Raw genomic sequence first — 25,470 nt, forward strand, 5'->3', positions numbered from 1 at the left:
CCTTGAACGGGTAATCCGGGTGGCTGATCTTGGACTTGGTCGCGTATCCGCTTTTCGGGCGGGCGCGCTGGTTGTGCCAGCGGATGTAGTCACCGATCGCCGTGGTTCTTCCCGTTCCCTACTCACGGGACGTTAGCGTTCTGCCGGACACCTCCGGCATCGTTGCCAGTCTCTCCAGAGGATGCGCTGCCGTTCATCGTCAGCGGCAACCCATACCAGGTCTATACCCCTGGTTACGGCAAGGTTCTGGGTGAGGCCGCCACTCCGGACGAAGCCGTAGCTCTCCTGGCCGCGCATCTGCCGAACATTCCTCCAGCAACAGACCCTGCGTAGTGATCTACCGCGCGTAGGGACGCCCAGCCCGTCCATCAACCCGTCTACCGCGGGCGTAGCGCGGTGCATCATGGAGCGGTGACTGACCAGGAGCGGTGGGCGACGCGGCACGGTGGTACCTAGATGTCGTTGCGCTCGGGAGTGCGGATGATGCCTGGCAGGCGCGGGAACGCGGCGATCATCGCGAAGCCAGTTGGCTGCGCCTGTACGAGAACCACCGCAAAGATCGGATAGAGACGCGACTACAGTCCTTTGTCGCACTGGCCTTCCACGAACCGCGGCTACGCCAACCGCTGCTACTCCATCAGCCCACGAAGTTGCCGCATGCTCTCATCAGCGTCCATCGCCGCTTCGGCAGCCTCGATCTCGCGTTCCCAGGCTGCGATCTGCTCCTCGGTCGGCTCCGTGACGAAATACTCATAGGGACCCACCGAGACGCCCTCACAAACGGATCGCGAAGCGCCCTCCCCGGCATCGAGTCCCAGGTCTTGCGCCGTACGCGATCCGACTGAGAACAGCACAAAGCCCACCTCGAACAAGAAGCTCGACGGCTCGTCCTGTTCGTATCGGTAGCCCTTCGCCGCCAAGTCCGCGACCACGTCATCCAGCAACCGCCAGGTCAGCTGCACGCCGTCGAAAAATGCCTCATCGCCTCGGCCTGCATCGTGCGGAAGCTCAACGAGTTCCACGAGATCGTCGTTTGTATAGGAAATCACCAGCAGCCGGCCGATGTCGTAAACCGCCCGGCTCTGCTTCCCGGGATGCATCGGAAGCCCGAGCCGGCTCTCCACCGCGTCCCGGGTCTCACTGATCCGCGCTACGGCTACACCCTTTCCGGGTTCGATCTCCATGGGGGGATCGTGCCAGAACCTCACCCCACCATTCCCGTAGGGAGGGTGATTCATGACCTTGGTCAAGCCTGGCGCTCCGACGTACTGACCTGCCGCAGGTCGCGCGTCACGGAGCGCGAAGGCCGCCCGCCGTGGTGATGCGCGCTCGTGCCCGTTGAGCGGAGGCTTGACGTCACACGCCCACCCAGCGAGCCGACCATCGGTACGCTCCCGCCGATGAGTGCCGTTGCGGTACTCAGACGTCCAGGGGTGCGTACCAGTGGGCGCCGGTGACCAGGATGCGCTTGGCCTGGTCGCGGTTCCAGACGACCTGCATGCCGTGGTTCTCCAGGGTGGGGAAGACCACGGAGTCCATCAGGTGTTCCAGGTCGATCTGGTAGGCGGCCTGCTTCTCCTCGTCGGAGAGTGCCTCGTACGCGTCCTCGTCGAAGTCCTCCGGCGGGTAGACGCCGTAACCCAGGTAGACCGAGCCGCTCGGGTCGGCGATCAGGGAGTCGGTGTCCTGCTGGTGGTACCAGACGTAGCCGTGCCAGTGCCGGGACTCGTCGCGTTCGTCGTGGATCTCGGCGGATGCGCACGTGCCGCAGCAGCTGAAGTTCTCCCGGGCCAGGACACCCCGCGCGTTGAGGTCGTCGAAGGCCCGCGTCAGGTTGCTGCGGACCTCACCCCACGACCGCTGCTGATCCCGGCGGACGGCGAGGGCCTTCTCGTAGGCCGCGGTCAGCTCCGCATCGGTGAGGCCGTGGCGTTCCTCGTCGTCGTCGAGGTAGTCGACGAACTCGGCCGGGTCGTCCTCGCCCCGGACGATCCAGGTCCAGATCTCCTCTTCGATCTCGGTGCGGGCCGGTCCGGTGATCCGGCCGGGCAGGAAGCTCACACCCTCGGGGCGATCGTTGTAGACCCATGCGTTCATGTCGGTGATGATGACACGGCGTGATCGCGGCCCGGCGAGGGCACCGGGCCGCCCGAAACGGATCAGCGCCTGACAGGCGTACCGCCGAGGAAGTCGGACCACCGCTCGCCGTCGGACCGGTGCGCCGGGGTCAGATGTTCGCCGTTGCGGAAGGCGCGGAACGCGGCGCCCGGCAGGCGGACCGGAACCACCCGCCGGCGGCTGCCGATCCGGTCGAGGTAGGAGCGGAACAGGTCGGGGGCCCGCAGCACCTCGGGTCCGCCGAGGTCCTCGGCGCGGCCGGGGACCGGGTTGTCGACGAGTGCGGCGATGCGGGCGGCGACGTCACGGGTGGAGATCGGCTGGACCGGTACGTCGGGCGCGGGCACGAGCGGGAGGCGTGCGGCGATCCGCGCGCCACCGAGGGCGAACTCGTGGAACTGGGTGGCCCGCTGGATCGTGCCGCCGTAGGTGGCGATCAGGCCTTCGACCTCGAGCTTGATCCGGTAGTAGGGGAACGGGATCCGGTCGACGCCGACGATCGAGACGAAGATGACGTGCGGGTGACCGGCCCGGGCGGCCGCGTCGAGCAGGTTGCGGGTGCCCGGGAGGTCGGTCCGCCCTTGCCGGCGGGTGTCGCTGGCGCAGTGCACGACCGTGTCGACGCCGTCGAGAGCGGCGTCCAGGCCCGCTCCGGTGACGAGATCGCCCTGGTGGGCGGCGCCGGGGCGGCGGCTGAGGCCGCGGACGTCGTGGCCGAGCGAGGTGAGCAGTTCGGCCACCGGGCGGCCGAGGGTGCCGGTCGAACCGGTGACGAGGATGCGCTTCATGCCACCAGGACGGACCAGCCCGCCGGAATGTGACAGCCGTTCACCGGGGCGGGAAGAAATCCCGGAACGGATCGGGCAGATCGCGCCATGCCCCGAACCCGTCCGCCACCTCCGCGTCGGTGAGCAGGCACGACGTGAGCAGGGCGATCAGTGCCGTGTCGTCGAGGTTCAGGCCGATCAGGGCGAGGACGGTGTTCCGGTCGCCGTAGTACGGGTCCCAGGACAGCTCGGCCGCGAACCGCCGCTGGTCGCCGGCTTCGGTCCAGCGGGCGGCGGGCAGCGCGTCCAGCCAGTGCCCGAGGCTGCCGAGGCTCACCCCGCCGCCGGCGGACTCGAACGCGATGACCAGGTCCGGGCGGCTGGCGATCCACAGCTGCCCGCGTCCGCGGACCGCGTCGGTGGTCAGTTCGTCCAGGGCGTCGTGCAGGCGCTGTGGATGGAACGGCCGGCGGCTGCGGAAAACGACGCTCGACGCCGGATCGGATACGCCGACGGCCCGGCCCTCCAGCGCGAGCCCGAGCAGTCCGGGCCGTTGCGGATCGTGCCGCCGGGTGCCGCGGACCAGGGCGGACAGGCCGCCGATGTCGAGGCTGCGGGTGGTTCCGGTGGGCACCTGGACGGCCCACGGCGCGAGCCGGTGCACGAGCGCGCCGAGCCGGTCGACGTGCGCGGGGTCGCTGGTACGCCGGCTCCACAGGATCACCGTGTCGCTGAACTCGACCTGGTGCACGACCACGTCGGCGACCGTGCGGTGGTCGTCGTCGGCGGCGTGCAGTCCCCGGTGGCGCAGGTCGTCGGTGCTGGTCAGGTCGTCGAGGAACCGGTCGGTGTCGACGACGGTGACGTACGAGTCGAACCGAATCCCGGTCATCCGGCCGCAGGCGGCGGCGACGGACTCCGGCTCGATCGTGTGCGGCAGGACCAGCAGCAGGTCGCGTCCGGCCGGTCCGGCGGCGAGGCGGGCCAGCGTGGGTACGACGTCCTCGCGCAGGGTGCAGGCGACGCAGCCGTGCTCGACCCGGATGGTCTCGTGTTCCAGCACCTCGGTCGCGGTACGGACGGTGCGCAGCACGGTCCCGTCGCGGATGCCGGTGATGTCGTGGCTCACCGAGACGAGCCGGTCGTCGGCGAGCAGGAGAGCCTGGGCGGTGGCCCGGACCGCGCTGGGGACGAACCCGGACAGCACGGTGACGGCGGTGGTGGTCAGTTGGACGCTCACCGCTCCATCTTGTTGGAAATGGTTTTCATTGTAAAGCGACTCGCCTCATGGCCGTCGTTCGCGCGTACCGCGAAGAGGGCTCCCCGCCGCGCAGCTATGTTCGAGAACATGTTCACCACCGCAAAGCCGGAAACGGTACGGGCGGCCACCACGGCCACCTACGTCGCGTTCATCGGTTCCGGATTCGCGTTCGCCAGCTGGGCCGCCCGCATCCCGCAGGTCCGCGACCAGCTCGGCCTCGACCCGGCCGCCCTCGGCCTGGTACTGCTCGCCATCGCCGCCGGCTCGCTGCTCGCGCTCCCGCTCTCCGGCCCGGTCGTCACCCGGATCGGCTCGTCCCGCACCGTCATGGCGATGGCCGTCCTGCTCGGCGTCGGCCTGACCACCGCCGCCCTCGGCTCGCTCGCCGGGGTGGTGCCGGTGGTGATCGGGCTGTTCCTGCTCGGCTTCGCCAACGGCGCCTGGGACGTCGGCATGAACGTGCAGGGCACCGTCGTCGAACGCCGGCTCGGCCGGTCGATCATGTCCCGTTTCCACGCCGGGTTCAGCCTCGGCACCGTCGCCGGCGCACTGCTCGGCGCCGTGATGGTCGCTCTGCACGTGCCGGTCGCCGCCCACCTGACCGGCGTCGCCGTGCTGGTCGTCGCCGCGGTCGTCCATCAGGCCCGCCTGTTCATCGCCGACCACGATCTCGACGACACCGGCGCGGGTACGTCCGAGACGGCGCCGCGGGTGAGCGCGCTCGCCGCCTGGAAGGAGCCGCGCACCCTGCTGATCGGCGTGTTCGTGCTGGCCTTCGCGTTCACCGAGGGCGTCGGCAACGACTGGATCAGCATCGCCGCGATCGACGGGCACCACGTGTCACCGGCCCTGGGCACCCTCGCGTTCGCCGGATTCCTCACCGCGATGACCATCGGCCGCTGGTACGGCCCGGCCGTCCTGGACCGGCACGGCCGTACCACCGTCGTCCGGGTCCTCGCCCTGATCGGCACCGCCGGGGTCGCCCTGTTCGTCTTCGCCCCCAACCCGGCCCTCGCCTACGCCGGAGCCCTGCTCTGGGGCCTCGGCGCCTCCCTCGGCTTCCCGGTCGGCATGAGCGCCGGCGGCGACGACCCGGCCCGCGCCGCCGCCCGGGTCAGCGTGATCGCCTCGATCGGCTACTGCGCGTTCCTGGCCGGCCCGCCGGTGATCGGTTTCCTCGGCGACCGGATCACCGTGCTGCGCGCCCTGATCGTCGTCGCCGCGCTGCTCGGCCTGGCCGCGCTGATCGCCGCCGCGGTCCGTCCCCTGCCGCCCGCGGAGCCCACCGTCGAATCGCCCTGACCAGCCTGCCGTCAGCCGTTGAAGAACTCCCAGTCCAGGTTCAGCTCGCGCAGCGGGCGCAGGTGGGCCGGGTGACGGGCGCCGACGTAGATCTCGAACACGCCGGGACCGTTTTCGCTGGGACCGGCCTGCACCACGAGTCCCGGGCCGACATACGTGTCGGTCCGCGGGCTCGGCCAGCGCAACGGCCGCAACGGCACCCGCCGCAGCGGCTCCACCACCTTCCGGAACTGCCGGGCGTCGGCGAACGCCATACCGCCGAACGGACCGTCGAGCGCGGCGCGGGCCAGCACGAACAGCAGAAGGAAACCGTGCAGCGGCTCCCGCTCGGCGACCATCTCCTCGCGGAGGCCCTCGTAGTAGACCGGCGGGTTCGCGCCCGCCTCCTCGAACAACAGCCGGAAGACGCCGTCGCCCTCCTGACCGAACACCACGAGCCCGTCGGCCCGATCACGATCGGTACGCGAGGCCGGGTAGAGGAACACCGACCCGCAGTGGCCCGGCGTGCGATGGAACCGGCCCAGCACCGGCGACACGATGCTGATCTCCTCAGAGGGCCCGGCGTCGGGGAACCAGCCGGCGGCGAACCGCTCCATCGCACCCAGCGGATCGCCGGGAAGCAGGTCCAGCCAGGCCGGATCGGGTGGCACCGGCCCGTCCCCGGCGACCGGAACCGCCCGCGCCGGATCCCCCACCTGTCCCATCTGAAGCACCTTAACGGCACCGCTGTCCGCCTCCCACTCCGCGATACGCCTTACAGTTCGGGCATGGCGGGCTATCGGCTGCGGGCGTTCCGGGACGGGGACGAGGTCACCGAAGAGCTCGCGGCCGCGGAATGGTCACTGGTCGCGGACGCTGCGGACGGGACGGTCGCCGGGTGGGCCTGGTTGCGGTCGTGGACCGAGGACGACGGGGTCCATCTGTTTCTGACCCAGGGACACGTGCGGGCGGCGGACCGGCGGCGCGGGCTCGGCGGGCTGCTGCTCGACGCGAGCGAGGCGGCCGCGGTACGGCTCGCCCGGCAGCGGCGGCTCGGCGGAACGGTGATGCTCGGCGGCAACGCCGACGACGGGCAGGACGACCGGGCGGCGCTGCTGACCGGCCGGGGCTACACGCGGGTCCTGACGATGGTCTGGATGCGGCGGGACGCTTCACCCGTACCGCCGCGGGGGTTGCCCGAAGGGGTCGCGGTGCGGCCCGCGACCGTGGACGATGCCGGTGCCCTGTGGCGGCTCGCGCAGCGGGCGTGGGCCGGGCGGCCGTTCGTGAGACTGCCGCCGGAGGACCGGCTGCGGGACTGGCTGCACCGCTCGGATCGGTCGTCGTTCCTGGTGGCCACGGCGGGGGAGCGGATCGTCGGGTTCGTGGCCGTGCAGGGCGACGAGGTCGAGGACGTCGCCGTCGACCCGGACTTCCAACGGCGCGGGCTGGCGTCGGCCTTGCTCACCCGGGCCCTGGTCGATCTCGGCGGGCCGGCCCGGCTGCGGACCGAGGGGCATGATCCGGCGGGGGCCCGCACGCTCTACGAGCAGCTCGGCTTCCGGGTGGTGTCCCGCCACCACCGCTACCGCAAGCCGCTGCGGTAGGCGGCGCGGGCGGCGGCGATCTCGGGGGCGTGCTCGACCGCCCACTCACCGACGGCGAGGATCAGCGGGAGCAGCGAGCCGCCCAGGTCGGTGAGGGCGTACTCGACGTGGGACGCGGTGGCCCGGCGGCTGATCAGCCCGTCCTCCTCCAGACCGCGGAGGGTACGGGTCAGGATGCGCCGGCTGAGCCCCTCGACCGTACGGTCGAGCCGGTTGAAGCCGGACGGGCCGCCGTCGCGCAGGACGACCAGGATCAGGACGGTCCACTTCTCGCCGACGAGCCGCAGCACGTCGGTGGCCGTGCACGTCTCGCGGGAGGCCGTGGTGACGGGCAGCGGCAGGACCGGTGACATGAATGTGCCTTCTTTCGGGCGCGGCCGGCGGCATCGACGATCCCAGTATGCGCACTGTGGTGATCGCGGGCGGGACCCGCGGAATCGGACGGGCCCTGGCCGACTCTCTCGACGCCGACGTCATCAGGCTGGGCAGCGCCGACGCCGACCTGACCTCGGTGACGGAGACCCGCGCCCTGATCGCCCGCCTACCGGACCGGATCGACGCCCTGGTCCTGTCGGCCGGCTGCTTCTCCCGCAGACGGATCGTCACCGGCGAGGGGCACGAGCGGACCTTCGCGATCGGCGTCCTGGCCCGCTATCTGCTGGCGGACGGCCTGCGCCCGGCCCTGGAACGCGCCCCCGACCCGATGATCCTCAACCTGTGCGGGGTCGGCGGCATCCGTGCCGGGCGCGTCCACTGGGACGATCCGACCCTGACCCGCGGCTACTCCCTGCTCACCGCGACGATGCAGGTGGCCCGGTCCAACGACCTGCTCGGCGCCGGGTTCGCCGACCGCTACCCGGGCAGCCCGATCCGGTATGTCCTCTACAACCCGCTGTTCGTCGACAGCGGCATGCACCGCCACTTCGACCAGCCGGCGCGCGCGCTGGTCGGCGGCGCGGCGAAGGTGTTCGGCATGCCGGTGACGAAAGCCGCGACACCGTTGAAGGCTCTGCTCGACGCCCCGCCGCCGGCCCCGCTGACCGCCCTGCGCCGGGGCGTCCCGGTACCACTACCGGACCCGGCGGACGCCGCCCGCCTCTACGAGCTGATCCGCACCACCGTGTACTGACCCCACCCCGGCCGGCGCCTCAGGGGAGGACCACACACCGCCGGCAACGGGCCTCGTACGTGTACGTCCCGTCGTCGGGCAGCGCCGTCGACGGGGCCAGCTCCCGGATCATCGGCTTGCCGTGCTCCAGCACCTGCGTGTGCGTGGCATCCAGCGACCGGCACACGTCACAGACCGCCCGCCGGTAGATCACCTCGGCCGGCGCCAGCTCGAACAGGGCCCGCACCGGCGCGAACAACTGCCCCCGATGGTCCAGGTCGATCCCGGCGACCACGACCTTCACCCCGGACCGCACCGCCGCGCCGAGGAACGCGATGTCGTCGACGGTGAACATGTGGATCTCGTCGACGCCGATCACCTCGACGCCGTCGTCGGCCGCACCGGCCAGGGTGTGCACCTTCACCGTCTGCAGGCTGCCGCCCGACCGTGACGTCACCGCCGTGTCCCGCCCGTGCCGCGCCGACTGGAACACCCGGTGCGGGATGCCCGCATACTGCAACGGCGACAGCAGGCTGATCATCTCCAGCGACTTGCCGCCCTTCATCGGGCCGAGGATCACGGTCAGGTCCATGCCGCACACCGTGCCATCCCACCCGGCCGGGCTTCAAATCATGATCGGGGAAGGGTGGCCCACACCACCTTGCCGTCGCGGGTGGGATGACTGCCCCACCGGGCCGACATGGCGTCCACCAGCAGCAACCCGCGCGGAGCGTCCGGGTCGGTGGAGGCCGGGCAGGGTAGCCGCGGCACCTCGGCGGAGCCGTCGCGCACGGCCAGCAGCAGATGGCGCCCGCTCAACGTCAGCCGCAGGCTCAGCATCGTCCGGGCGTGCACCACCGCATTGGTCACCAGCTCGTCCGCGATCAGGCCGGCCCGCCCGGTCAGATGCTCCAGGGACCAGCGCCCGCACGCGCCGGCGACCACGTCCCGCGCGCGGCGCGGTGCCCCGCTCACCGGCAACATCATGTCGCTGACCGCCGGCAGGCGCGGCCCCGGCGGGGCGCTCATCGCCGCCTCCACCGAGTCGAACACCGCCATCCGGCCGTGACCGCCGCCACCCAGCAGCCGCGACAGCGCCGGCAACGGAGCCGCGAGCAGCAGCGGCGTGCCCGGCCACACCGCCGCCTGCCGGGACACCGCCTGGAACACCGCCGCGGCGGCCGACTCGGACACACCCATGCCGGCCAGGTCCAGCACGACCGCGTCGGGCTGCTCCACCAGGCATTTCATCAGAGCCATCCGGACCTGCGGCGCCGACGACACGGACAGGTCGCCGGTGACCCGCACCAGCAGCCGCGTGCCGAACGACTCGACGTCGCACCGGATGGCCGTCACCCACCCATTGTCGCTCACCGACCGGCTACGGAACCTCGGTCGGCGCGGTCACCGTGACTCCCAGATGGTCCAACAGGTCGGTGATGCTCAGCACCTGGTGCACGATCGGGGACACGCCCTCCACCGACAGCCCGGCACCGGCCCTCTCGGCGAGCTCCCGGCACTCCAGCAGCGCCCGGATGCCGGCGGAGTCGAGGAAGGTCAGGCCGGTCGCGTCCATGGCGACGTGAGCCGGCGCCCACCGCTCGATCGCCCCGGCGACCGTGCTGCGCACCCGCTCGGTCTCGTCATAGTCCAGCTCCCCGATCAGACGGACCCGGAGCCTGCCGGCGCGGGCCGCATCGGCGACGACGGTGAGCCGGTTGATGGAGTGCGCAGATGTCATCGAGGACCCCTGTCAGGCGCGCGGCGGTAGGCCCCTCGCTGCTGAAGGTGTCACCGCCACCCTACGCCCCCACCCCGGCGGTCAGTCGAAGTCGTAGACGGTCACCGGAATGTCGCGTTCGCACAGCGCCGCCACGATCATCGGCTCGATCCGCTCCCACCTGCCGCCGGCCAGCCCACACCCGATCCGTGGCATGTGCACCGACGCCCCCAGCCGGGCGGCGTGCCCGGCGACCGTGTGCAGACACCGCCCGATCGCCTCGTACCGCACCGGCGGACCGCCACTGCCGGTCCTGATGCCGCGCTGACCGACCATGTTGGCCACCCACACATCCGGCTGCACCTGCACGAGCTGCGTCGCACCGAGCCCGAAGTCGTTGCCGGCCCGCTCCCGGTGCCACTGCCGGAACGCCCGCTCCGGCTCCTTCCAGCGCCGGGAGATCGCCACCACGAACCCCTTGCCCCATCCACCGATGTCGTTCGACACATGCGCGATGATCTTCGGCCCCTTGGCCTGCGGACTGGTCGCATCACCCTTGACGACTCTCAACTCCAACACCCGACGATCTTCGCGTACGGACGGCGAGCACCGCGATCGCCATTCCCATGATCAGTAGGCCCTGCCAGCCGCTGAGCCCGGTCAGCCACCCGTCGATCCGGTCCTCCGCCGCCTTGTCGGCCACCACCACCTGCACGAAGCCGAAGACCACGGTGTTGTTGACCGCATGCCCGACGACCGCCGGCCAGATCGACCCCGACGCCAGCCGCAGCCACCCGAGCAGCACCCCGAAGAACACACAGAACACCGTGAACGGCAGCAGCGGCCACAGCCCGTCCACACCGGCCGGCACGAAGAACGGCAGATGCCACACCCCGCACAGCGTCCCGATCAGGATCAGCGCCGGCCACGTGCCCAGCCGATCCCTCCAGCGGTTCAGCAGATAACCACGCCAGCCCCACTCCTCGCAGAACGCCAGCGGCAGGATCAGCACGAACTGCATCAGGTTCGCCACGAGCGCCCGCACGACGAGGTCCCACGGGACACCGGACCGCCCGGCGGTGCCCGGCGCGTAGGCGTCCCGCAGCGCCGAGAAGCCGTCCAGGTCGGCCGGGTAGACGCCGGTCACCGCGTTCAGCGCCACGGCCGCCGCGGACATCGCGAGGAACAGCACGAACGTGAACCCGCACCAGGCCGCCGTCCGCCGCCACGGCCGTACCGGCGTGATCGACGTGGCCGCCGCGACCCCCTCGGCGGGCCGCCACACATACCGCACCGCCACCCACGTCGCGACCGCCACCGACACCATCGCCGCCCAGAACAGGACCCGCACCCCGGTGACCTGCTCGAACCCCCACAACAGCCAGGGCAGCCCGAACGCCATCCCCAGGAACACCCCGACGTCGCCCCGTGACCTCATCGCGCCAGTATCCCGGCTGGCCCACCGGTGACACAGTGGATGGCCAGGGCATCGCAGTCGACTCCCGTACGAGGTGATCGGTGTGTCAGAGAATCATCGTCCGAAACGCCCGTGGCTTCCGCCGCGCTGGTTCATCCGTACCGCCTGGGCGGTGCACCGGGGCCTCTACCGCGCCACCGGCGGCCGGTTCGCCCTCCAACGGGCCACGCCGGAGCGCTGGGGGACCATGCGGCTCACCGTGACCGGTCGTCGCAGCGGCCGGGAACGTCCGGTGATCCTCGCCTACCGCGAGGACGGCCCGAACCTGTTCACCCTGGCCATGAACGGCTGGGGCGAGGGGCATCCGGCCTGGTGGCTCAACCTGCAGGCCAACCCGGACGCCCACGCCGTCTGGCCGGGTGGCGAACGTGCTGTCCGGGCGCGCGCCGCCGAGGGCGCCGAACACGAACGGCTGTGGGCGTTGTGGCGCGAGACCAGCAAGGACCTCGACGCCTTCGCGGCCGGCCGGTCCACCCCGACCGCCGTCGTCGTCCTGGAGCCCCGGGCCGGGTGACACCCACCCGGCCCGGGGCGTGCGGTCAGCGCCGCTTCAGGGCGAAGACTCCCCAGCCCAGGTAGCGCCGCTGGTAGCGGACGTAGTTCAACGGCGCCGTGTCCAGTTCGGCACGGAATGCCGGGGCCAGCTCATCGTCCGGGTTCTCGTCGAGCCAGGCCCGGACGGTGAACCACTGGGCGGCCACGTACCGGTCCCAGCTGTCCTCGTCGGCTAGCACCATCTCCACCAGATCCCAGCCGAGCCGGCCGAACGACTCCACCAGACCCGGCAGGTCCCGGTAGTCGTCCCGCGAACCGGCACCGCTGCCCTCGACCGCCTGCTGATCCGGTGGGTCGAGCCGCCAGAACGGCTCACCGACCAGCAGCGTCCCACCGGGCCGCAGACTGCGCTCCAGCAGGGCGATCGTGCCCTCGACACCGCCGCCGATCCAGGTGGCGCCGACACACGCGGCGACATCCACCGGCTCCGCGGCGACATGCCCGGAGGCGTCACCATGCGTGAACGTCACCCGCTCGGCCACACCCAGCTCCCCGGCGCGGGCCCGCGCCTTGGCCAGGAACACCGTGCTGATGTCGACGCCGCCGCCGGTGATCCCGTGATCCCGGCTCCACCGGCACAGCATCTCGCCGCTGCCACAGGCCAGGTCGAGCACCGACATCCCCGGACGCAACCGGATGGCCTGACCCAGCGTGGCCATCTTCTCGGCGGTGAACGGGTCGTGGATACGGTGATCCCGCTCGCGGACGGCAAAACTACGAGGCAGATCCACTTCTACGATTCCTCACGTCGGATGTACGGATGACCGAAACGACACCGACGAGGACACGCATAGTAGCCACCCCTTCAGGTAGGACCGTGAGGCCGCCAAGGTAGCCGGATTTTTGTCGGAGGGGCGACCTATTATCGGCGCCATGTTGGGAGTGCACTTCGCGATCACCGCCGAGCAGGAGAAATCGCTGCTCGACGCGGATGGCGACGACGCCGCCGTCAGCGAGATCATCGAGAACCTCGAGGAGGAGTGGACCGACGACACCCTCCAGGTCGAGACCGACAAGGCGTGGGACGCGATCCACCGCTGTCTCACCGACGGCAGCCTCGACCCGGACGCCGGCGATCCGCCCCTCTCGCTGACCGTGGCCGGCGGCCGCCACCTGCACGACGAGATCTATGTGGTGCACGTGACCGCCGACGAGGTGCGCGACGTGGCCGCGGCCCTGCTCGACATCGACGAGCCATGGCTGCGCGCCCGTTTCGGGGACTTCGACGACGACTACACCGGCGCCGCCGACGATCAGGACTTCGTATACACCTGGTCCAACTTCGTCGACGTCCGGGCCTTCTACCAGCGGGCCGCCGCCGCGGGCCGTGCCGTCATCTTCACCGCGACATGAGCGAGGCACCGTGACGAGCTGGCAGATGTCCGTGGTGGCCGCCTTCACCAGGCTCGCCTACCAGCGCCGATTCACCACCGAGGCGGCGGGTCTGCGCACCCTCGCCCGCCCCAAGGGCCCGTCCAGGCCGCCTCCGGCGATCCTCCAGGGGTACGCCGTGAGCACCACCCGCGACCACGGCTTCGACCTGCACCGCGTCCGCCCGCACGGCCCCGACACCGGCGTGACCGTCATCTACCTGCACGGTGGGGCGTACACGAGCGAGATCGTCCGCCAGCACTGGTCACTGGTCGCCTTCATCGCCGCCCGTACGGGTCACGAGGTCGCCGTCCCCATCTACGGTCTGGCGCCCCACCACCACGGCCTGGAGGCCCTGGATTTCGTCACCGCCGTGATCGCCGCCGAGACGGCCCGGGGCCGCCGCTGCTACCTGGCCGGTGACTCCGCCGGCGGAGGCCTCGCCCTGCTGGCCGCCCAGGCGACTCACCGCCCTGTCGGCGCCGCCACAGCCCCGATCGGGGCGCCCACCGACCCCGCCGACCCATCCGCCACGCCCGGCTCCGCATCCAGCCTCGTGTCCGGCTCCGCATCCGGCTTCGTGTCCAGTTCTGCGTCCGGCTCCGCGCCAGCCCGGGTGTCAGGCTCCGCACCCGGATCCGCCGGCTCCGCACCCGGATCCGCCGGCTCCGCACCCGGATCCGCCGGCTCCGCACCCGGATCCGCCGGCTCCGCACCCGGATCCGCCCACGACGGATCCGGGGGAGTGGTCGGGGTGACCGCGATGGCGCCCTGGCTCGATCTGTCGATCAGCAACCCCGAGGTCGACGCGGTGGAACCTCACGACCCGTGGCTGCGCCGCCCAGGCCTGCGCCCGTTGGCAGCCGCCTGGGCCGGTGAGGTACCCCTTCAGGACCCTCGTCTGAGCCCGTTGTTCGGTGACCTGACCCGGCTGCCCCCACTGCAGATCCTGGTCGGCACCCGAGACATCACCCTGCCGGATTGCCGCCTACTCCGCGACCGCCTCCCGCCGTCCGTCCCCCTCACCTACCACGAGGAGCCCGGAGCCGTGCACGTCTACCCGCTGCTCCCGGTCCCCGAGGCCCGCCCCGGCCGTCAGGCGATCATCGACCACATCGCAGCAACTACCACCCGCCCACCCACCTGACCGCCGCCCTCAGTCGAAACGCCTGCAGTCACCATCCGTCCGCCTCTCCGCGACCAGGGCTGCGTCACCGGCAAAAGGTGCTCGCCGTGCCTGCCGTCTTGCCGTGCCTGTCGCACCTGTCGAGTTGCCGGACCTGTCGGATTGCCATGCCTGCCGGACCTGTCGCGTTGCTGTGCCTGTCGCGTTGCCGGAGCTGTCGCACCTGTCGGATTGCCGGACCTGCCGTGTTGCTGGGCCTGTCGCGTTGCCGGAGCTGTCGCACCTGTCGCGTTGCCCGGACCTGCCGTGTTGCCGCTCCTACGGCAACTCGCGCGGTATGGGCACTGCCCACATCCGCCGCTGATTTCGCGGGGATCGACGTGACGCGTGTCGGGGACGGCGGCGCGACAACCTTGGTCAACGCACACAATCGCTTAATGTGGGCTCCCACTTCGTCCTGGCACACATAGACGCACACGATCCGCGGATTGTGTGCGTTGAACCCGGTCATGGCGACGATGGGAACTCGCACAAGCGCTGCGTGTGCTCCCATCGTCCTTCGCAGACCACTTGGGCCGGGGCGATGGAGCCGGAGACCGGAGCCGGGCCGCCCCGCCGCGGGCAGTAACCGTCCGTCGCCGCATCTGTGCGGTTCACTTCCCATCCGTGCCCCGAACCCACACGCGGAAGAAAGCCCCAACTTGATCTTGGGGAGTTCTGCGATGGCGATGCGCCGGAATTCCACAACAGGGTGGGTGGGCGGCATGGGCCCTGACTCCGAAGTTCTCTGTGCTTCAACTCGGTCTCGTAGGCCTGAATCTTAAGCAGGGCCAGCATCCGACACCGCAATTACCGGCATCCGACGCCCGCCAGCGACCGGCTGCGGCACTTGGCGGGCCGTTGTGGGCGACCGCGGCGAACCGACAACCGAACCCGCCGCGATCGGCATGCGGCACTTGGTGGGCCGGCCGTTGTGGGTGAGTGCGGCGAACCGGCATCCGAGCCTGCCGTTACCGGCATGCGGCACTTGGCGGGCCGGCCGTTGTGGGTGAGCGCGGCGAACCGGCATTCGGACCCGCGGCTACGGGCATGCGGCACCCGTGGCCCCGGCCCGGCCGAGCCCGCAGGCTCGACCGGGCCCCCTCGATCTGACCGGGCCCCCCTCGGTCTGACCGATCTCCCCCTGGACCGGCCGGCCCGTTACCGGGCCGGCCGTGCTTTCGCCGGGCGGTTGCCTGGCCGCTTCTTCTGGATCGGCCGGTCCGCTACCGGATCGGCCAGCTGCTGTCGGGCGGTTGCCTGGCCGTTTCCTCTCCTGCCTGACCGGGCGTGGCGTCCTGGACGGACGAATGTGTTGTCTTCGTTCGACTCCGTGGCAGGTTCAGCCGATCGGTGTCATCTCGGCGTCGGCGTGGGCGAGTGAGCGGCGTTTGTTGAAGGCCGCGGTCACCGCGGTGCCGGCGGTCGCGGTCACCGCGACTTCGACGAGTTTCACGACGTCGTCGTGGGAGAGGTCGCCGAGTTCGTCGGCGAATTCCGAGACCAGGTCCAGGACGCGCTCAGAGACGTCCGCGGTCACTCCGATCAGCCCGATCAGGATCTTGTCCATCAGATCAGCGTCGATCACTTCTGCTCCTTGGGAACGGTGAAGGTGATGTGCTCCGGCACGCGATGCCCGGTGGGATGTCGTGGGTGGCCCGGTTTCGCCGGTGGCCTCCCGTCCGCGGTTCGCGGCCGGCCGGAACGCGGGGCGCCGACCGGGCAGGTGGTCACTCCCGGCGCTCCGGCCGGCGGCGAACCGCGGACGGTGATCGGTCTGGTCAGCCGCTGAACCAGCCGCTGACCGGCGAAACAGCCATAGATCAGAGGCGCCGGGTGGAATGACCCGGCCGCCTGGAAGAGGTCACGGTTGAGCCTCCGGGGATCCGCGCGCGGACATCAACGCGAACACCGGCACACTGCCTACGTTGACTCCACCCTGGACCACCGATGTGATGATCCAGTTCGCCTTCTCAACCGGTGTCATGTACAGAAGGAGGGGCCAGTGTCCACCCTGATACATCCGGGGGCCGGTGATTTCATGGCCGATCCCACCCCGCCGACTGACACGACGCCGCCGCTCGGTACGCCCGCTCCGGTCGGCACAGCCCCGCCACTCGGTACCGCGGCGGCGGTCGATACGACGCTGCCCGGCGCCACGGCGCCCGTCGCTACGCCGGTCGGTACGACGTCGGCGGCTGACGTCACGTCGCCGGTTTGCCCGACATCGCCGGTTGACCTGACGCCGCCGGCTGGTTCGACGCCGCCCAGTGGCGCCATGCCGTCGATGGGCGTCACGTCGCTGATCGGGATCATGCCGGCGGCCGATTGGGCGTCGACGGGCGAGCGGGAGCCGAAACCCGGCCATACGGCCCCGGCCGGTGACCCGGTGCTGGCGGACGTGGCGGCGGAAGCGATGCGGCTCGTCCACATCGATCCGCGGGTGGCGAGGGGCCAGGCGTTGCGGCTTCGGGCCGCGGCCCGGCGGGTGGGTGACGCCGGGGCCGAGTCGGCGGCGGAACGGGTGCTCGGGCTGGCGGCCCGGGAGAGCAACCGGATGCGGTCGGCGGCGTTGCACCTGCGGCGGGCGGTCGCGGTGGCCGACCAGGCGGGGCTTCCGGTGCCGGCGGCGCGGGCCCGGATGACGCTGGCGCTGGTGCGGGCCGATCAGGGCGACATCCCTGGTGCCGTACGCCTGGGGGAGGCCGCGTCGGCGCATCTCGAAGGGCTCGAAGCCGCCCGCCTGCGTCATCAGCTCGCCGTCGTCGCGCAGCGGCGGGGTCTTCTCGAGGAGGCGCTGCACGAGTACGGCGGGGCGCTGGCCGTGTTCCGGCGTGAGGGTGACCTGCTGTGGCAGGCGAAGGTGCTCAACAACCGGGGGGTTCTCCAGGCGTACCGGGGGCGCCCCGGCCCGGCGGAGGCGGACCTGCTGCGCGCCGAGGAGTTGTACGCCAAGCTCGGCCAGGATCTGGCGGTCGCCGACGTGCGCTGGAACCGTGGGTTCGCGGCCGGGCGGGCGGGGCAGGTCGTCGCCGCGCTCACGCATCTGGCCGCGGCCGAGGAACACTATGTCCGCAACAATCTCTCCGCCGCTCTGATCATGATGGACCGCTGCGACGTGCTGCTCTCCGCGGGATTGCACGAGGAGGCCCGGGAGGTGGCGGCGGCGGCCGTGCGGGAGCTGGCCCGCCGCCGGATGGCCGCCGACCTGGCCGAGGCCCGGCTGCTGCTGGCCGCCGCCGCGCTGGCCTGCGGTGCGACGGCGGAGGCACGTAAGGCGGCGCGACTGGCGGGGCGGGCCTTCGATCAGCAGGGCCGGCCGGGCTGGGCCGCGGTGGCCCGCTACATGTTGATCCGGACCGACTGGGCGGCCGGGCGACACGGGCCGGACCTGCTGCGGGCGGCGGTGGCCGGTGCCGAGGAGTTACGGGCCGGTGGCTGGGCGGTCGCGGCGTCCGATGCCGCGCTGATCGCCGCCCGGTGCGCGCTGGCGGCCGGCCGGACCGCCGAGGCGACCGAGCTGCTGCGGCACACCGGCCGGGCGCGCGGGGCGGTGAGCCCGGCGGCGCAGCGGGTCAGTGCCTGGCATGCTGAGGCGCTGCTGCGGATCGCCGGCGGGGACCGGCGTGGCGCGGATGCCGCGCTGCGGGCGGGACTGCGTGCGCTCGACGAGCACCGGCTCACCCTCGGCGCCACCGAGCTGCGGGTTCGGGCTGCCGAACACGGGCTGGAGCTGGTGCGTACCGCCTTGGACGTGGCGGTGGCGGACGGGTCGGCGCGGGCGCTGCTCACCTGGGCCGAGCGTGGCCGGGCGGCCGCGCAGCAGGCCCGGCCGGCGCATCCGCCGGCCGACGACGGGTTCGCCGCGGAGATCGCCGAGCTGCGGGCGGTGGCCGCCGAACGCGAACAGGCCCTCGCCGAAGGCCGGGACGCCCGCCGGCACAGTCAGCGGCAGGCCCACCTGGAACGGTCGATCCGCGAACGCACTCGCCGGGCCCGCCCCGGCACCTCGGACGCCACCGCTCTCGCCGGGTCGCGCCTGGCCGAGCGGCGGGTCGGGCCGCGGGCGGCCGGCTGGGACGTGGGTGCGCTGACGTCGTGCCTCGGTGACCGCGCGCTGGTCGAGCTGATCACCGTCGGCGACACGATGTATGCGGTGGTGCTGGCCGGTGGCCGGCTGACCCGGCACGAGCTGGGGCCGGTCACGGCGGTGGACGCCGAGGTGCGCGGGCTGCGGTTCGCGCTGCACCGGATGTCGCTGCGGTCCGGCGGGGGAGAGGCCGGCGGGGAGCGGCTCGACACGATCCTGTTCGGCCCGCTGCGGAGCCGGATCGGCGGTGCCGACCTGGTGATCGTGCCGTCGGGGCGTCTGCACGGCGTACCGTGGCGGCTTCTTCCGGCGTGCCGGGACCGGACGGTGTCGGTGGCGCCGAGCGCCGCGGCCTGGCTGCGTGCGGTCGCCGCCGAGCCGTCCGGCGACGGGACGGTGCTGGTGGCGGGTCCGGGACTGCCGGGCGCGGCCGACGAGATCACCTCCCTGGCCGGGCGGTACGGCGCGACGTCGGCGCTGCTCGGCGCCGATGCGCGGGTCGCGGCGGTGCTGCACGCCATGGACGGCGCCGGCCGTACGCACATCGCCGCGCACGGCACGTTCCGGGCGGACAACCCGCAGTTCTCGGCGTTGCGGCTGGGCGACGGGCCGTTGACCGTCTACGACCTGGAGGGCCTGCGCCGGCCACCGGGGCTGGTGGTGCTGTCGGCGTGTGACTCGGGCATGTCGACGGTGCACCGCGGCGACGAGATCATGGGATTCGCCGCCGCGCTGCTGGCGATGGGCACCCGTTCCGTGGTCGCCACCGTCGCCCCCGTGCGCGACGGTGCCGCCCGCGATGTGATGCTTCGCCTGCACGAGCACCTCCGGTCCGGGAGGTCACCGGCGGCCGCTCTGGCCGAGGCCCAGCGGGAGTCCGGCGACGACCCGGCCGCGGCCGCGTACGTCTGTTACGGTGCCGGCTGACCGATCATCGGAGCATGATGATCGGTCAGGGCAGGGTGAACCCCGCCGGTGCCGCCACGTACTTGCCGTAGCCCGGGAACGACTGTTGCAACCCGCCGATCAGCCGGTCCGCGGCCTCCGCGCATGTCTCCTTCAGTGTCGTGGCGGCCGCGATCTGCGCCGCCACGAACGGTGCCGCGAACGACGTGCCGCTCCATGCGACGGCCCCGGTGAAGTCGATCGGGTTGGTCCCGTAGGTCCAGGTGCCGAAGACGTACGGCGCGTGGACCCGCACCCCCGGCGCGCACGCGGTGATCCAGTCACCGGTGTTGCTGAACGTCGCCGGGACCTCGGCCCCGGCCGGGTCGGTGGTGTCGATCGCGGCCACCGAGATGACCCCGGGCCTGCTGGCCGGGTAGAAGTTGGGTGTGGCCGCGTCCACGTTGCCGGCGGCCGCGACCACGACGGTCCCGGCGGGCAGGTCGTCGAGGACCGCCTTGAGTGCGAGTGGTTCCTCGTCACCCACGTAGGTGCCGCCGAGCGACATGCTGATGACCTCGGCGCCGGCGTCACGGGCCCGCAGAATGCCGGCCGCCAGCGTCCACTCGTCGCAGATCCCGTGGACGTTGAGCACCTGGATCGACGTCAGGTGGGCGCGCCGTGCGTACCGCGCGATGATCCCCGCCGCCGCTGTGCCGTGCCCGCCCATGAGACCGATCCGCCGGATCGCCTGGTTCTCATAGACCGCGTCCGGCTCATGCCGGCCGTGCCGCTGGTGCTGGTAGAAGACCGGAAGCGTCAGCGCCGCCGGGTCGAGGCCGGTGTCGATGACCGCCACCCGCACCACGCGACCGTCCGTGGCCTGGTCGCCCACCTCCGGGTTCGGGGCGGGCGCCGGGTCGGTGGCGGTGCCTCCGTGCAGTTTCGGCTGGCCGCTGATCGGGATGGCGTTGGCGGCGAACACGTGGTTGAGCCCGACCCGGGGGCTGTTGCCCAGAGCCCGCAGCTCGCCCACCACCGTCGGCACGACCGGCGGGTCGTCGCCCGTATCCGGCAGCACGTACCGGTGAACGTACTCGTCGATCCCGTCGGGGGCCTCGCTCCGCTGCGCGCCCAGGCCCCGCATGGCGCCGCGGACCATTCCGGCGTCGTCCGCGGCCACCAGGATCTCATTGGCCATGTAGTAGGTGTTGCCAGTGCGCCGGACTCGTGGATCAAGCGCCCACGGGTTCGGGAAGCTGGTCTCTCCGGGCATCGTCGTCTCGCTTTCTCGCGGTCAGCCGAGCGCCACCCAACCGGTGACGATCGGCGCGGATTCGGTGCCCCGCAGCCGCAGCCGGATCGATCGCACCACAGGCAGGTCGCTGTAGAACCTGCCCGCCGTGTCGATCGGCCGGCGGACGGCTCCCCCGTCGTGGAGCAACTCCGCCTCGGTGTGGCCGGCCGGCTCGACGAAACCGTCCACCTCGAACCCCGACGCGGTACGCGAGAGGCCGAGGTGAACCCGGATGCCGTCCGGCCCGGCCGGGCCGAACACCAGCATCCGCACGTCGTCCGGGCCACGGGTGAGGGCCTCGGCGTCGGTGAGCGAATCCCATTCCAGGTCGGCGAAGTCCTCACCGTCGGAGCGGAACGCGAACGCGGCAACCGCATACCGTGCCACCTCGGGCGGCATGGGATCCACCCGTGCGATCAATGCGCTCAATGCCGCGTCCACATTCATGGCGTCGGCCTCCTCCTCGGACGGCGGCAGGTCTTCGTCACCAGTCATGACCCTGCTCCGCCGGCTCTGATACATCCGCGAGTTTGCGAAGTTTCTCCAGACAACGCCGCCGGGTCGGCCCGAGGTAGCCGATCGGCACCCCCAGGGCGGCGGCCGCGTCCGCGTACGACGGCGCCGGCTCGCCCATCAGGACCCTCAGTAACCGCTGGCAGTTGTCGCCGAGCTGGTTGAGCGCCTGCCACAGCCGGCCGGCCAGCGCGTCGCGGCGGACCTCCTCGTCGGCGGCGACGGCGATCTCCTCCGGCGACTCGTCCTCCCGCGCCGGCCCGATCCACGCCAGGTCGCCGGTCGGGACCATCCGGTTGCGGGCCGCGAGCACCCGCAGCGACTCCCGGCGTGCGGTCGTGGACAGCCAGGCACCGGCGTGACCGGGGTCGGTCAGCTTGTCCAGGGAGCGCGCGAACCGCTCCCAGGTGGTCTGGCTGACGTCCTCGGCGTCGGCCCGGCCCAGCCGGTAGGCTCGGGCCACCGACCAGACGAGACCCGCGTACGCCCGGACCAGGTCCTCCCAGGCTGACGCGTCGCCGGCCGCCGCCCGCCGTACGAGCGCCGCCGTCTCCTCAGGCTCCATCGAGCCCTCCTTCGGTCGTTCCGCGTGACCCGGCCCGCACTGGGAATCCTCACCACAATGTCGTCGGCGTCAGTCGATCAGTATGACGTGGGCGCTCCGGGTCAGTTGCTCCAGTGGTCCCGCGCGCCGGGCATCGCCGCATAGAGGCCGGACAATGCGGTGTCGGACTGGGCGCTCACCCACAGCCACACCCCGCCCTCGCCGTGGGTGCGCAGCAGCTGACCGGGCCCGGAATACCAGCGGACCGGCGACTCCTCGACGTCGATCCACATCGGCAGGTCGGGCAGCGGCACCCGGTCGAAGCCCGCCAGCGCCGGGCCGACCAGCGCGGCGGGCAGCTCGGCGGCGTTGCAGAGCTTCTCGTCGTGCTCCTGCACGACCGTGGTCAGGGCGATGTCGACACAGGCCAGGGACACCCGATCGACGTACGGCTGCCAGCCGCCCCCGGTGTTGACGACGACCGGCGGGTCGTCACCGTCGAGGTGATCGAGCGGCACACCCCAGCACGTGTCGGTGATCTGCGAGTCGGCCCAGTGAAAGATCAGGACGCCGTCCTCGGTCTGCGGCCCCGCCCGGTCCAGGACCGTGCCCAGCGCGTACGCCTCCCGCAGCGCCGCCGGCATCGGCCCGCGGAACGAACGGCCCGTGCCGGACAGGCCCCATGCGGCCGCGAACAGGCGCAGGAAATCCCACACCCCGGCCCGGTCAACGATTCGCGGCCGTAGCTGCGCCGCAGTGTCGAACATGAACCGGATCCTAGAGTGTCACCGGGTCGCTCAGCCGATCGGACGATCCGATCAAACGAGGCCGGCCGGGCGGTCCTGGGCCGACACTGAGGGTATGGGCCTGGACCTGGGAAGTGTCGAGTTCTACGCCGGACCACCCGTGCTCGGCGGGCCGGACGACCTGGACGCCGTGATCCGCGAGTTCATCGACGGTGCGGCCGAGACGCTGCTGATCGCCGTGCAGGAGCTGGACTCCCGGCCGATCGCCGAGGCGGTGCTGGCCGCCAAACTCCGCAAGGTCCGCATCCAGATCATCCTCGAGGGCGACTACCTGCGGGAGGATCCACCGCGGGCCGATCCGTGGGCGGTGAGCGGCGACAACGAGTCCAACCGGGTCATCCATGCCGCTCTGCTGCGCGCCGGCGTGGACCTGATCACCGACCTGAACCCGAAGATCTTCCACCAGAAGTTCATCGTCCGCGATCCGGGGCGCGACACCGCGGCGGTGCTGACCGGCTCGACGAACTTCACCCGTACCGACACCGGCATCAACCCGCCGGACAACCCGGAACAGCGCGGCAACAACCTCAACCACCTGGTGATCCTGCGCGGGCAGACCGCCGCGAACCTCTACCTGGCCGAGTTCCAGCGGATGCGGTCCGGCACGTTCGGCGCCCTCCAGGAACGGGTCAACCCGCGCCCCGCGGAGTTCCGCCTCGGCCGGATCCGGGTGAAGCCGATCTTCGCCCCGTACCACGGCCCGGAGATGGAGATCATGAAGCAGATGCTGAAGGCGGCCGAACGCGTCGACTTCGCGATGTTCACGTTCGCCCAGTCGTCCGGCATCGACGACACCATGGAGTGGCTGCTGCGGGCGGGCATCCCGATCCGCGGCGTCCTCGACCGGGGGCAGGGCTCGCAGGAGTGGGCGGCCACCAAGCGGCTGAAGGCGGCCGGTGCCGACCTCTACGAGAACACCTTCGGCAACGGCGTCCGCAAGGTCCACCACAAACTCATGATCATCGACCGGCGGCTGGTGGTCGCCGGCAGCTTCAACTTCACGGCGCCGGCCAACACCCTCAACGACGAGAACATCGTCGTGCTCGGCGACCTGGAGGAGACCGACCCGGCCGCCGAGACCGCCCAGCGCCGGCTCGCCGCCTACGCCCTCGCCGAGATCGACCGCATCGTCACCGACCTCGCCCACCCGGTCCCGGCCTGAGGGCACCGGCACGGCGACGCTTCGGCGCGGTCGAAGCGGGAGCCGGTCGTGACCTCGGCCGACGGGGTGGCCGGGGCGGTGGGTGGGGCTTCGCCCGAGTGGGTGAAATGTGGAATCGGCGTGCGGGTAATGGTGGTGGATTGTCGTTGCCGAAGTGATTACCCGGCTTGAGATGGGGCGGGTGTGCTGCTCGAATGGCTGGCACTGTTCGTCGGGCCGGCTTCTGGGGTGGCTGTGGGGATTGCTGAGAAGTTCGCCGAGAAGTTCATCTCCGCCATCAATTCCATGACGCCGGATCTGGCGGACATCTACGCGGGCAGCCATCGGCAGGCGATGGGGGACTGGCATGCCAGGCAGGTCGCCATGGTCACCGCCTCCGGGGCCGGGTCGGCGATCCTGCCCGGCTATCACCTGGCCGCGATGGTGGCCGACGTCGCGTTCGTGGTGAACAGGCTCGGTGTGGCCGGGCACGGGGCCGGGGCGATCCTCGGGTATCAGGCGGGGCGCGGCGACATCCTCGGTGCCGACGACATGGCCGCGATCGTCCTCTACTGGGTGGGCGCCGACGACTTCACCGCGGCGATGAAGCAGGCCGCGCTGGGTCGTACGGTCGCCGGGTTCATGCCGTTGGTGGCCGGGAATCCGGTCGCCGTCAACAGCGGTGTGCACACGATGATGGGCGGTCTCGGATATCTGGCCGGGCAGAAGGTGGGATCGAAAGCGGGCGCGAAGGCGGGCGGGAAGCTCGGTGCCAAGGTCGCCGGGCAACTCGCGGCCAAGCTGTCGGCGAAACTGTCCGGGAAGGTCCTCTCCGGTTTCGTTCCGATTCTCGGCGCCGTCGTGGCCGGTGGGGTGAACGCCTGGATCGTCGACGGGATCCTGGACGCCGCGAAGGACTACTACACCGATAAGCTCGGGATCCTCGGTGGTGGGGCAGCGGGCCGTGCCCTTCCGGGCGGCGCCTGATCCGCCGGTGGCCGGTCGCTGACCCCACCGGTGTCGTACCCGGCGTGTAAGTTGCCCGACTGTGAAGACCACGTACACATCGGCGGGCGCCGCGCTGGCGCTCCTGCTCGCCGTCAGCGGCTGCTCCTCCGACGACCCGGCCGGGCCCACCGGGGCGGCGCCACCGGCGAGCAGCGCGCCGGCGACCGGTGCGCCGTCCGCCAGCGCACCGGCGGGGGTGCCCGCCGCGGCCGCGGGCGCGTCGATCGGCGCCAAGGGCACGCCGTGTCAGCTGCCGTTCTCCTTCCAGACGGCCGCCGACTGGAAGGCCAAGGCGGTCGACGTGAAGAAGCTGGGGGAGCTGGCCGCACTGGCCAAGGTCGGCGAGTTCACCGTGGTCTGCGAGATCGACGCCAAACCGGCCGGGAGCATCGGGTTCCTGCGGGTGCACGTGGCCGACGGGCTCAGCGGGGCGCCGGCCGAGCACCTCCAGGAGTTCGTGAAGGCCGCGGTCGGCAAGCGGGAGGTGTCCGGCACCGACATCACCGATGTGCAGATCGGCGGGGCGCAGGCCGCCGAGGCGTCGTGGGAGACCTTCGACAAGGAGTACGACATGCGCAGCAGGTACACCGCGTTCGCCATGAACACGAAGGCGGGCATGGTCGTGGTGCAGCTGGCCCCGCTCGACACCGGGGAGTTCACGTCGATGCTGCCGGCCTACGAGCTGGCGCGGAAGTCCGTGAAGATCCAGGCCTAGGAGCGGATCGTCCCGGGGCGGCCGACCGCCCCGGGACGCAC

The 25,470-nt window shown here is 71.5% G+C and carries 28 protein-coding genes; 11 read left to right on the forward strand and 17 right to left on the reverse strand.

What is annotated here, in order from left to right; genetic code table 11:
* Positions 1-162: 162 nt before the first annotated feature.
* Complete coding sequence (locus BC793_RS52890) at positions 163-333, forward strand: DUF6193 family natural product biosynthesis protein (RefSeq protein ID WP_373871273.1); 171 nt, start codon at positions 163-165, stop codon at positions 331-333.
* A 296-nt stretch (positions 334-629) separates the two neighbouring features.
* Here BC793_RS52890 and BC793_RS33910 read toward each other — a convergent pair whose 3' ends face one another.
* The 4 genes from BC793_RS33910 to BC793_RS33925 all read right to left on the reverse strand — a co-directional run bounded on the left by BC793_RS33910 (position 630) and on the right by BC793_RS33925 (position 4,125).
* Positions 630-1,184: a hypothetical protein gene (locus tag BC793_RS33910; protein WP_109600017.1), complete on the reverse strand. Its 555-nt coding sequence runs from the start codon at positions 1,182-1,184 to the stop codon at positions 630-632.
* Positions 1,185-1,419: 235 nt separating this feature from the next.
* Positions 1,420-2,097, reverse strand: a complete 678-nt coding sequence (locus BC793_RS33915) for a DUF6891 domain-containing protein (protein WP_146246565.1) — start codon at positions 2,095-2,097, stop codon at positions 1,420-1,422.
* Between the two features lie 62 nt (positions 2,098-2,159).
* Positions 2,160-2,906 carry an SDR family oxidoreductase gene (locus tag BC793_RS33920; protein ID WP_109600020.1) on the reverse strand — a complete coding sequence of 249 codons (747 nt, stop codon included), beginning with the start codon at positions 2,904-2,906 and terminating at the stop codon, positions 2,160-2,162.
* Between the two features lie 40 nt (positions 2,907-2,946).
* A complete protein-coding gene (locus BC793_RS33925) occupies positions 2,947-4,125 on the reverse strand; it encodes a CobW family GTP-binding protein (RefSeq protein ID WP_109600022.1) in 1,179 nt (392 codons plus the stop codon).
* A 108-nt stretch (positions 4,126-4,233) separates the two neighbouring features.
* Here BC793_RS33925 and BC793_RS33930 point away from each other — a divergent pair, with 108 nt between their 5' ends.
* On the forward strand, positions 4,234-5,448 hold the full coding sequence (locus BC793_RS33930; RefSeq protein WP_239170433.1) for an MFS transporter: 1,215 nt from the start codon (positions 4,234-4,236) through the stop codon (positions 5,446-5,448).
* Positions 5,449-5,459: 11 nt separating this feature from the next.
* Here BC793_RS33930 and BC793_RS33935 read toward each other — a convergent pair whose 3' ends face one another.
* Positions 5,460-6,152, reverse strand: a complete 693-nt coding sequence (locus BC793_RS33935) for a hypothetical protein (RefSeq protein WP_158319438.1) — start codon at positions 6,150-6,152, stop codon at positions 5,460-5,462.
* Positions 6,153-6,215: 63 nt separating this feature from the next.
* Here BC793_RS33935 and BC793_RS33940 point away from each other — a divergent pair, with 63 nt between their 5' ends.
* Positions 6,216-7,034, forward strand: coding sequence for a GNAT family N-acetyltransferase (locus BC793_RS33940; RefSeq protein ID WP_158319439.1), 819 nt, complete (start codon positions 6,216-6,218; stop codon positions 7,032-7,034).
* On the opposite strand, the gene BC793_RS33945 is transcribed toward BC793_RS33940, so the two are convergent.
* The gene (locus BC793_RS33945) at positions 7,013-7,387 is read right to left on the reverse strand and encodes a winged helix-turn-helix transcriptional regulator (protein ID WP_109600030.1); all 375 of its coding nucleotides are present in this window, start codon (positions 7,385-7,387) and stop codon (positions 7,013-7,015) included. The two genes, BC793_RS33940 and BC793_RS33945, sit on opposite strands and share 22 nt — an antisense overlap.
* 47 nt (positions 7,388-7,434) lie before the next feature.
* Here BC793_RS33945 and BC793_RS33950 point away from each other — a divergent pair, with 47 nt between their 5' ends.
* Positions 7,435-8,163, forward strand: a complete 729-nt coding sequence (locus tag BC793_RS33950) for a Rossmann-fold NAD(P)-binding domain-containing protein (RefSeq protein WP_109600275.1) — start codon at positions 7,435-7,437, stop codon at positions 8,161-8,163.
* A 19-nt stretch (positions 8,164-8,182) separates the two neighbouring features.
* Here the strand turns inward: BC793_RS33950 and BC793_RS33955 are convergent, their stop codons facing one another.
* From BC793_RS33955 to BC793_RS33975, 5 genes are all read right to left on the reverse strand, one after another.
* Positions 8,183-8,734, reverse strand: a complete 552-nt coding sequence (locus tag BC793_RS33955) for a thymidine kinase (RefSeq protein WP_109600032.1) — start codon at positions 8,732-8,734, stop codon at positions 8,183-8,185.
* Between the two features lie 38 nt (positions 8,735-8,772).
* Positions 8,773-9,498 carry an STAS domain-containing protein gene (locus BC793_RS33960; RefSeq protein ID WP_109600034.1) on the reverse strand — a complete coding sequence of 242 codons (726 nt, stop codon included), beginning with the start codon at positions 9,496-9,498 and terminating at the stop codon, positions 8,773-8,775.
* Between the two features lie 25 nt (positions 9,499-9,523).
* Positions 9,524-9,883, reverse strand: a complete 360-nt coding sequence (locus BC793_RS33965) for an STAS domain-containing protein (RefSeq protein WP_109600036.1) — start codon at positions 9,881-9,883, stop codon at positions 9,524-9,526.
* A gap of 81 nt (positions 9,884-9,964) precedes the next feature.
* The gene (locus BC793_RS33970) at positions 9,965-10,441 is read right to left on the reverse strand and encodes a macro domain-containing protein (protein ID WP_109600038.1); all 477 of its coding nucleotides are present in this window, start codon (positions 10,439-10,441) and stop codon (positions 9,965-9,967) included.
* Positions 10,413-11,300, reverse strand: coding sequence for a CPBP family intramembrane glutamic endopeptidase (locus tag BC793_RS33975; RefSeq protein ID WP_109600040.1), 888 nt, complete (start codon positions 11,298-11,300; stop codon positions 10,413-10,415). Before BC793_RS33975 ends, BC793_RS33970 begins: the two co-directional genes overlap by 29 nt.
* Positions 11,301-11,382: 82 nt before the next feature.
* Here BC793_RS33975 and BC793_RS33980 point away from each other — a divergent pair, with 82 nt between their 5' ends.
* Entirely contained in the window at positions 11,383-11,853 is a 471-nt protein-coding gene (locus BC793_RS33980; RefSeq protein ID WP_203896449.1) for a nitroreductase/quinone reductase family protein, read from the forward strand.
* A 25-nt stretch (positions 11,854-11,878) separates the two neighbouring features.
* Here BC793_RS33980 and BC793_RS33985 read toward each other — a convergent pair whose 3' ends face one another.
* Positions 11,879-12,625, reverse strand: a complete 747-nt coding sequence (locus tag BC793_RS33985; RefSeq protein ID WP_109600042.1) for an SAM-dependent methyltransferase — start codon at positions 12,623-12,625, stop codon at positions 11,879-11,881.
* A 142-nt stretch (positions 12,626-12,767) separates the two neighbouring features.
* Here BC793_RS33985 and BC793_RS33990 point away from each other — a divergent pair, with 142 nt between their 5' ends.
* Positions 12,768-13,247, forward strand: a complete 480-nt coding sequence (locus BC793_RS33990; RefSeq protein ID WP_109600044.1) for a YfbM family protein — start codon at positions 12,768-12,770, stop codon at positions 13,245-13,247.
* A gap of 10 nt (positions 13,248-13,257) precedes the next feature.
* Positions 13,258-14,412, forward strand: coding sequence for an alpha/beta hydrolase fold domain-containing protein (locus tag BC793_RS52455; RefSeq protein WP_282959003.1), 1,155 nt, complete (start codon positions 13,258-13,260; stop codon positions 14,410-14,412).
* A 1,360-nt stretch (positions 14,413-15,772) separates the two neighbouring features.
* On the opposite strand, the gene BC793_RS34005 is transcribed toward BC793_RS52455, so the two are convergent.
* A complete protein-coding gene (locus BC793_RS34005; protein WP_109600046.1) occupies positions 15,773-16,018 on the reverse strand; it encodes a hypothetical protein in 246 nt (81 codons plus the stop codon).
* A gap of 690 nt (positions 16,019-16,708) precedes the next feature.
* On the opposite strand from BC793_RS34005, the gene BC793_RS34010 reads away from it, so the two are divergent.
* Positions 16,709-19,447, forward strand: coding sequence for a CHAT domain-containing protein (locus BC793_RS34010; RefSeq protein ID WP_109600048.1), 2,739 nt, complete (start codon positions 16,709-16,711; stop codon positions 19,445-19,447).
* A 25-nt stretch (positions 19,448-19,472) separates the two neighbouring features.
* Here the strand turns inward: BC793_RS34010 and BC793_RS34015 are convergent, their stop codons facing one another.
* The 4 genes from BC793_RS34015 to BC793_RS34030 all read right to left on the reverse strand — a co-directional run bounded on the left by BC793_RS34015 (position 19,473) and on the right by BC793_RS34030 (position 22,526).
* A complete protein-coding gene (locus BC793_RS34015) occupies positions 19,473-20,681 on the reverse strand; it encodes a S8 family peptidase (protein ID WP_146246567.1) in 1,209 nt (402 codons plus the stop codon).
* Positions 20,682-20,702: 21 nt separating this feature from the next.
* Positions 20,703-21,197, reverse strand: coding sequence for a hypothetical protein (locus BC793_RS34020; protein ID WP_109600052.1), 495 nt, complete (start codon positions 21,195-21,197; stop codon positions 20,703-20,705).
* The gene (locus BC793_RS34025; protein ID WP_109600054.1) at positions 21,187-21,780 is read right to left on the reverse strand and encodes an RNA polymerase sigma factor; all 594 of its coding nucleotides are present in this window, start codon (positions 21,778-21,780) and stop codon (positions 21,187-21,189) included. The genes BC793_RS34020 and BC793_RS34025 overlap by 11 nt, the downstream gene beginning before the upstream one ends.
* A gap of 101 nt (positions 21,781-21,881) precedes the next feature.
* Positions 21,882-22,526 (reverse strand): hypothetical protein, encoded by a 645-nt coding sequence (locus tag BC793_RS34030; protein ID WP_146246568.1) that lies wholly within the window; start codon positions 22,524-22,526, stop codon positions 21,882-21,884.
* 94 nt (positions 22,527-22,620) lie between these two features.
* Here BC793_RS34030 and BC793_RS34035 point away from each other — a divergent pair, with 94 nt between their 5' ends.
* The 3 genes from BC793_RS34035 to BC793_RS49860 all read left to right on the forward strand — a co-directional run bounded on the left by BC793_RS34035 (position 22,621) and on the right by BC793_RS49860 (position 25,429).
* Entirely contained in the window at positions 22,621-23,727 is a 1,107-nt protein-coding gene (locus BC793_RS34035) for a phospholipase D-like domain-containing protein (protein ID WP_158319440.1), read from the forward strand.
* Between the two features lie 183 nt (positions 23,728-23,910).
* Positions 23,911-24,693: a hypothetical protein gene (locus tag BC793_RS34040; RefSeq protein ID WP_109600060.1), complete on the forward strand. Its 783-nt coding sequence runs from the start codon at positions 23,911-23,913 to the stop codon at positions 24,691-24,693.
* A 61-nt stretch (positions 24,694-24,754) separates the two neighbouring features.
* Positions 24,755-25,429: a lipoprotein gene (locus tag BC793_RS49860; protein WP_109600061.1), complete on the forward strand. Its 675-nt coding sequence runs from the start codon at positions 24,755-24,757 to the stop codon at positions 25,427-25,429.
* The last annotated feature ends 41 nt before the right edge of the window (positions 25,430-25,470 follow it).

The sequence above is a fragment of the Actinoplanes xinjiangensis genome, assembly GCF_003148685.1.
In the GTDB taxonomy this organism is placed as follows: Bacteria; Actinomycetota; Actinomycetes; order Mycobacteriales; family Micromonosporaceae; genus Actinoplanes; species Actinoplanes xinjiangensis.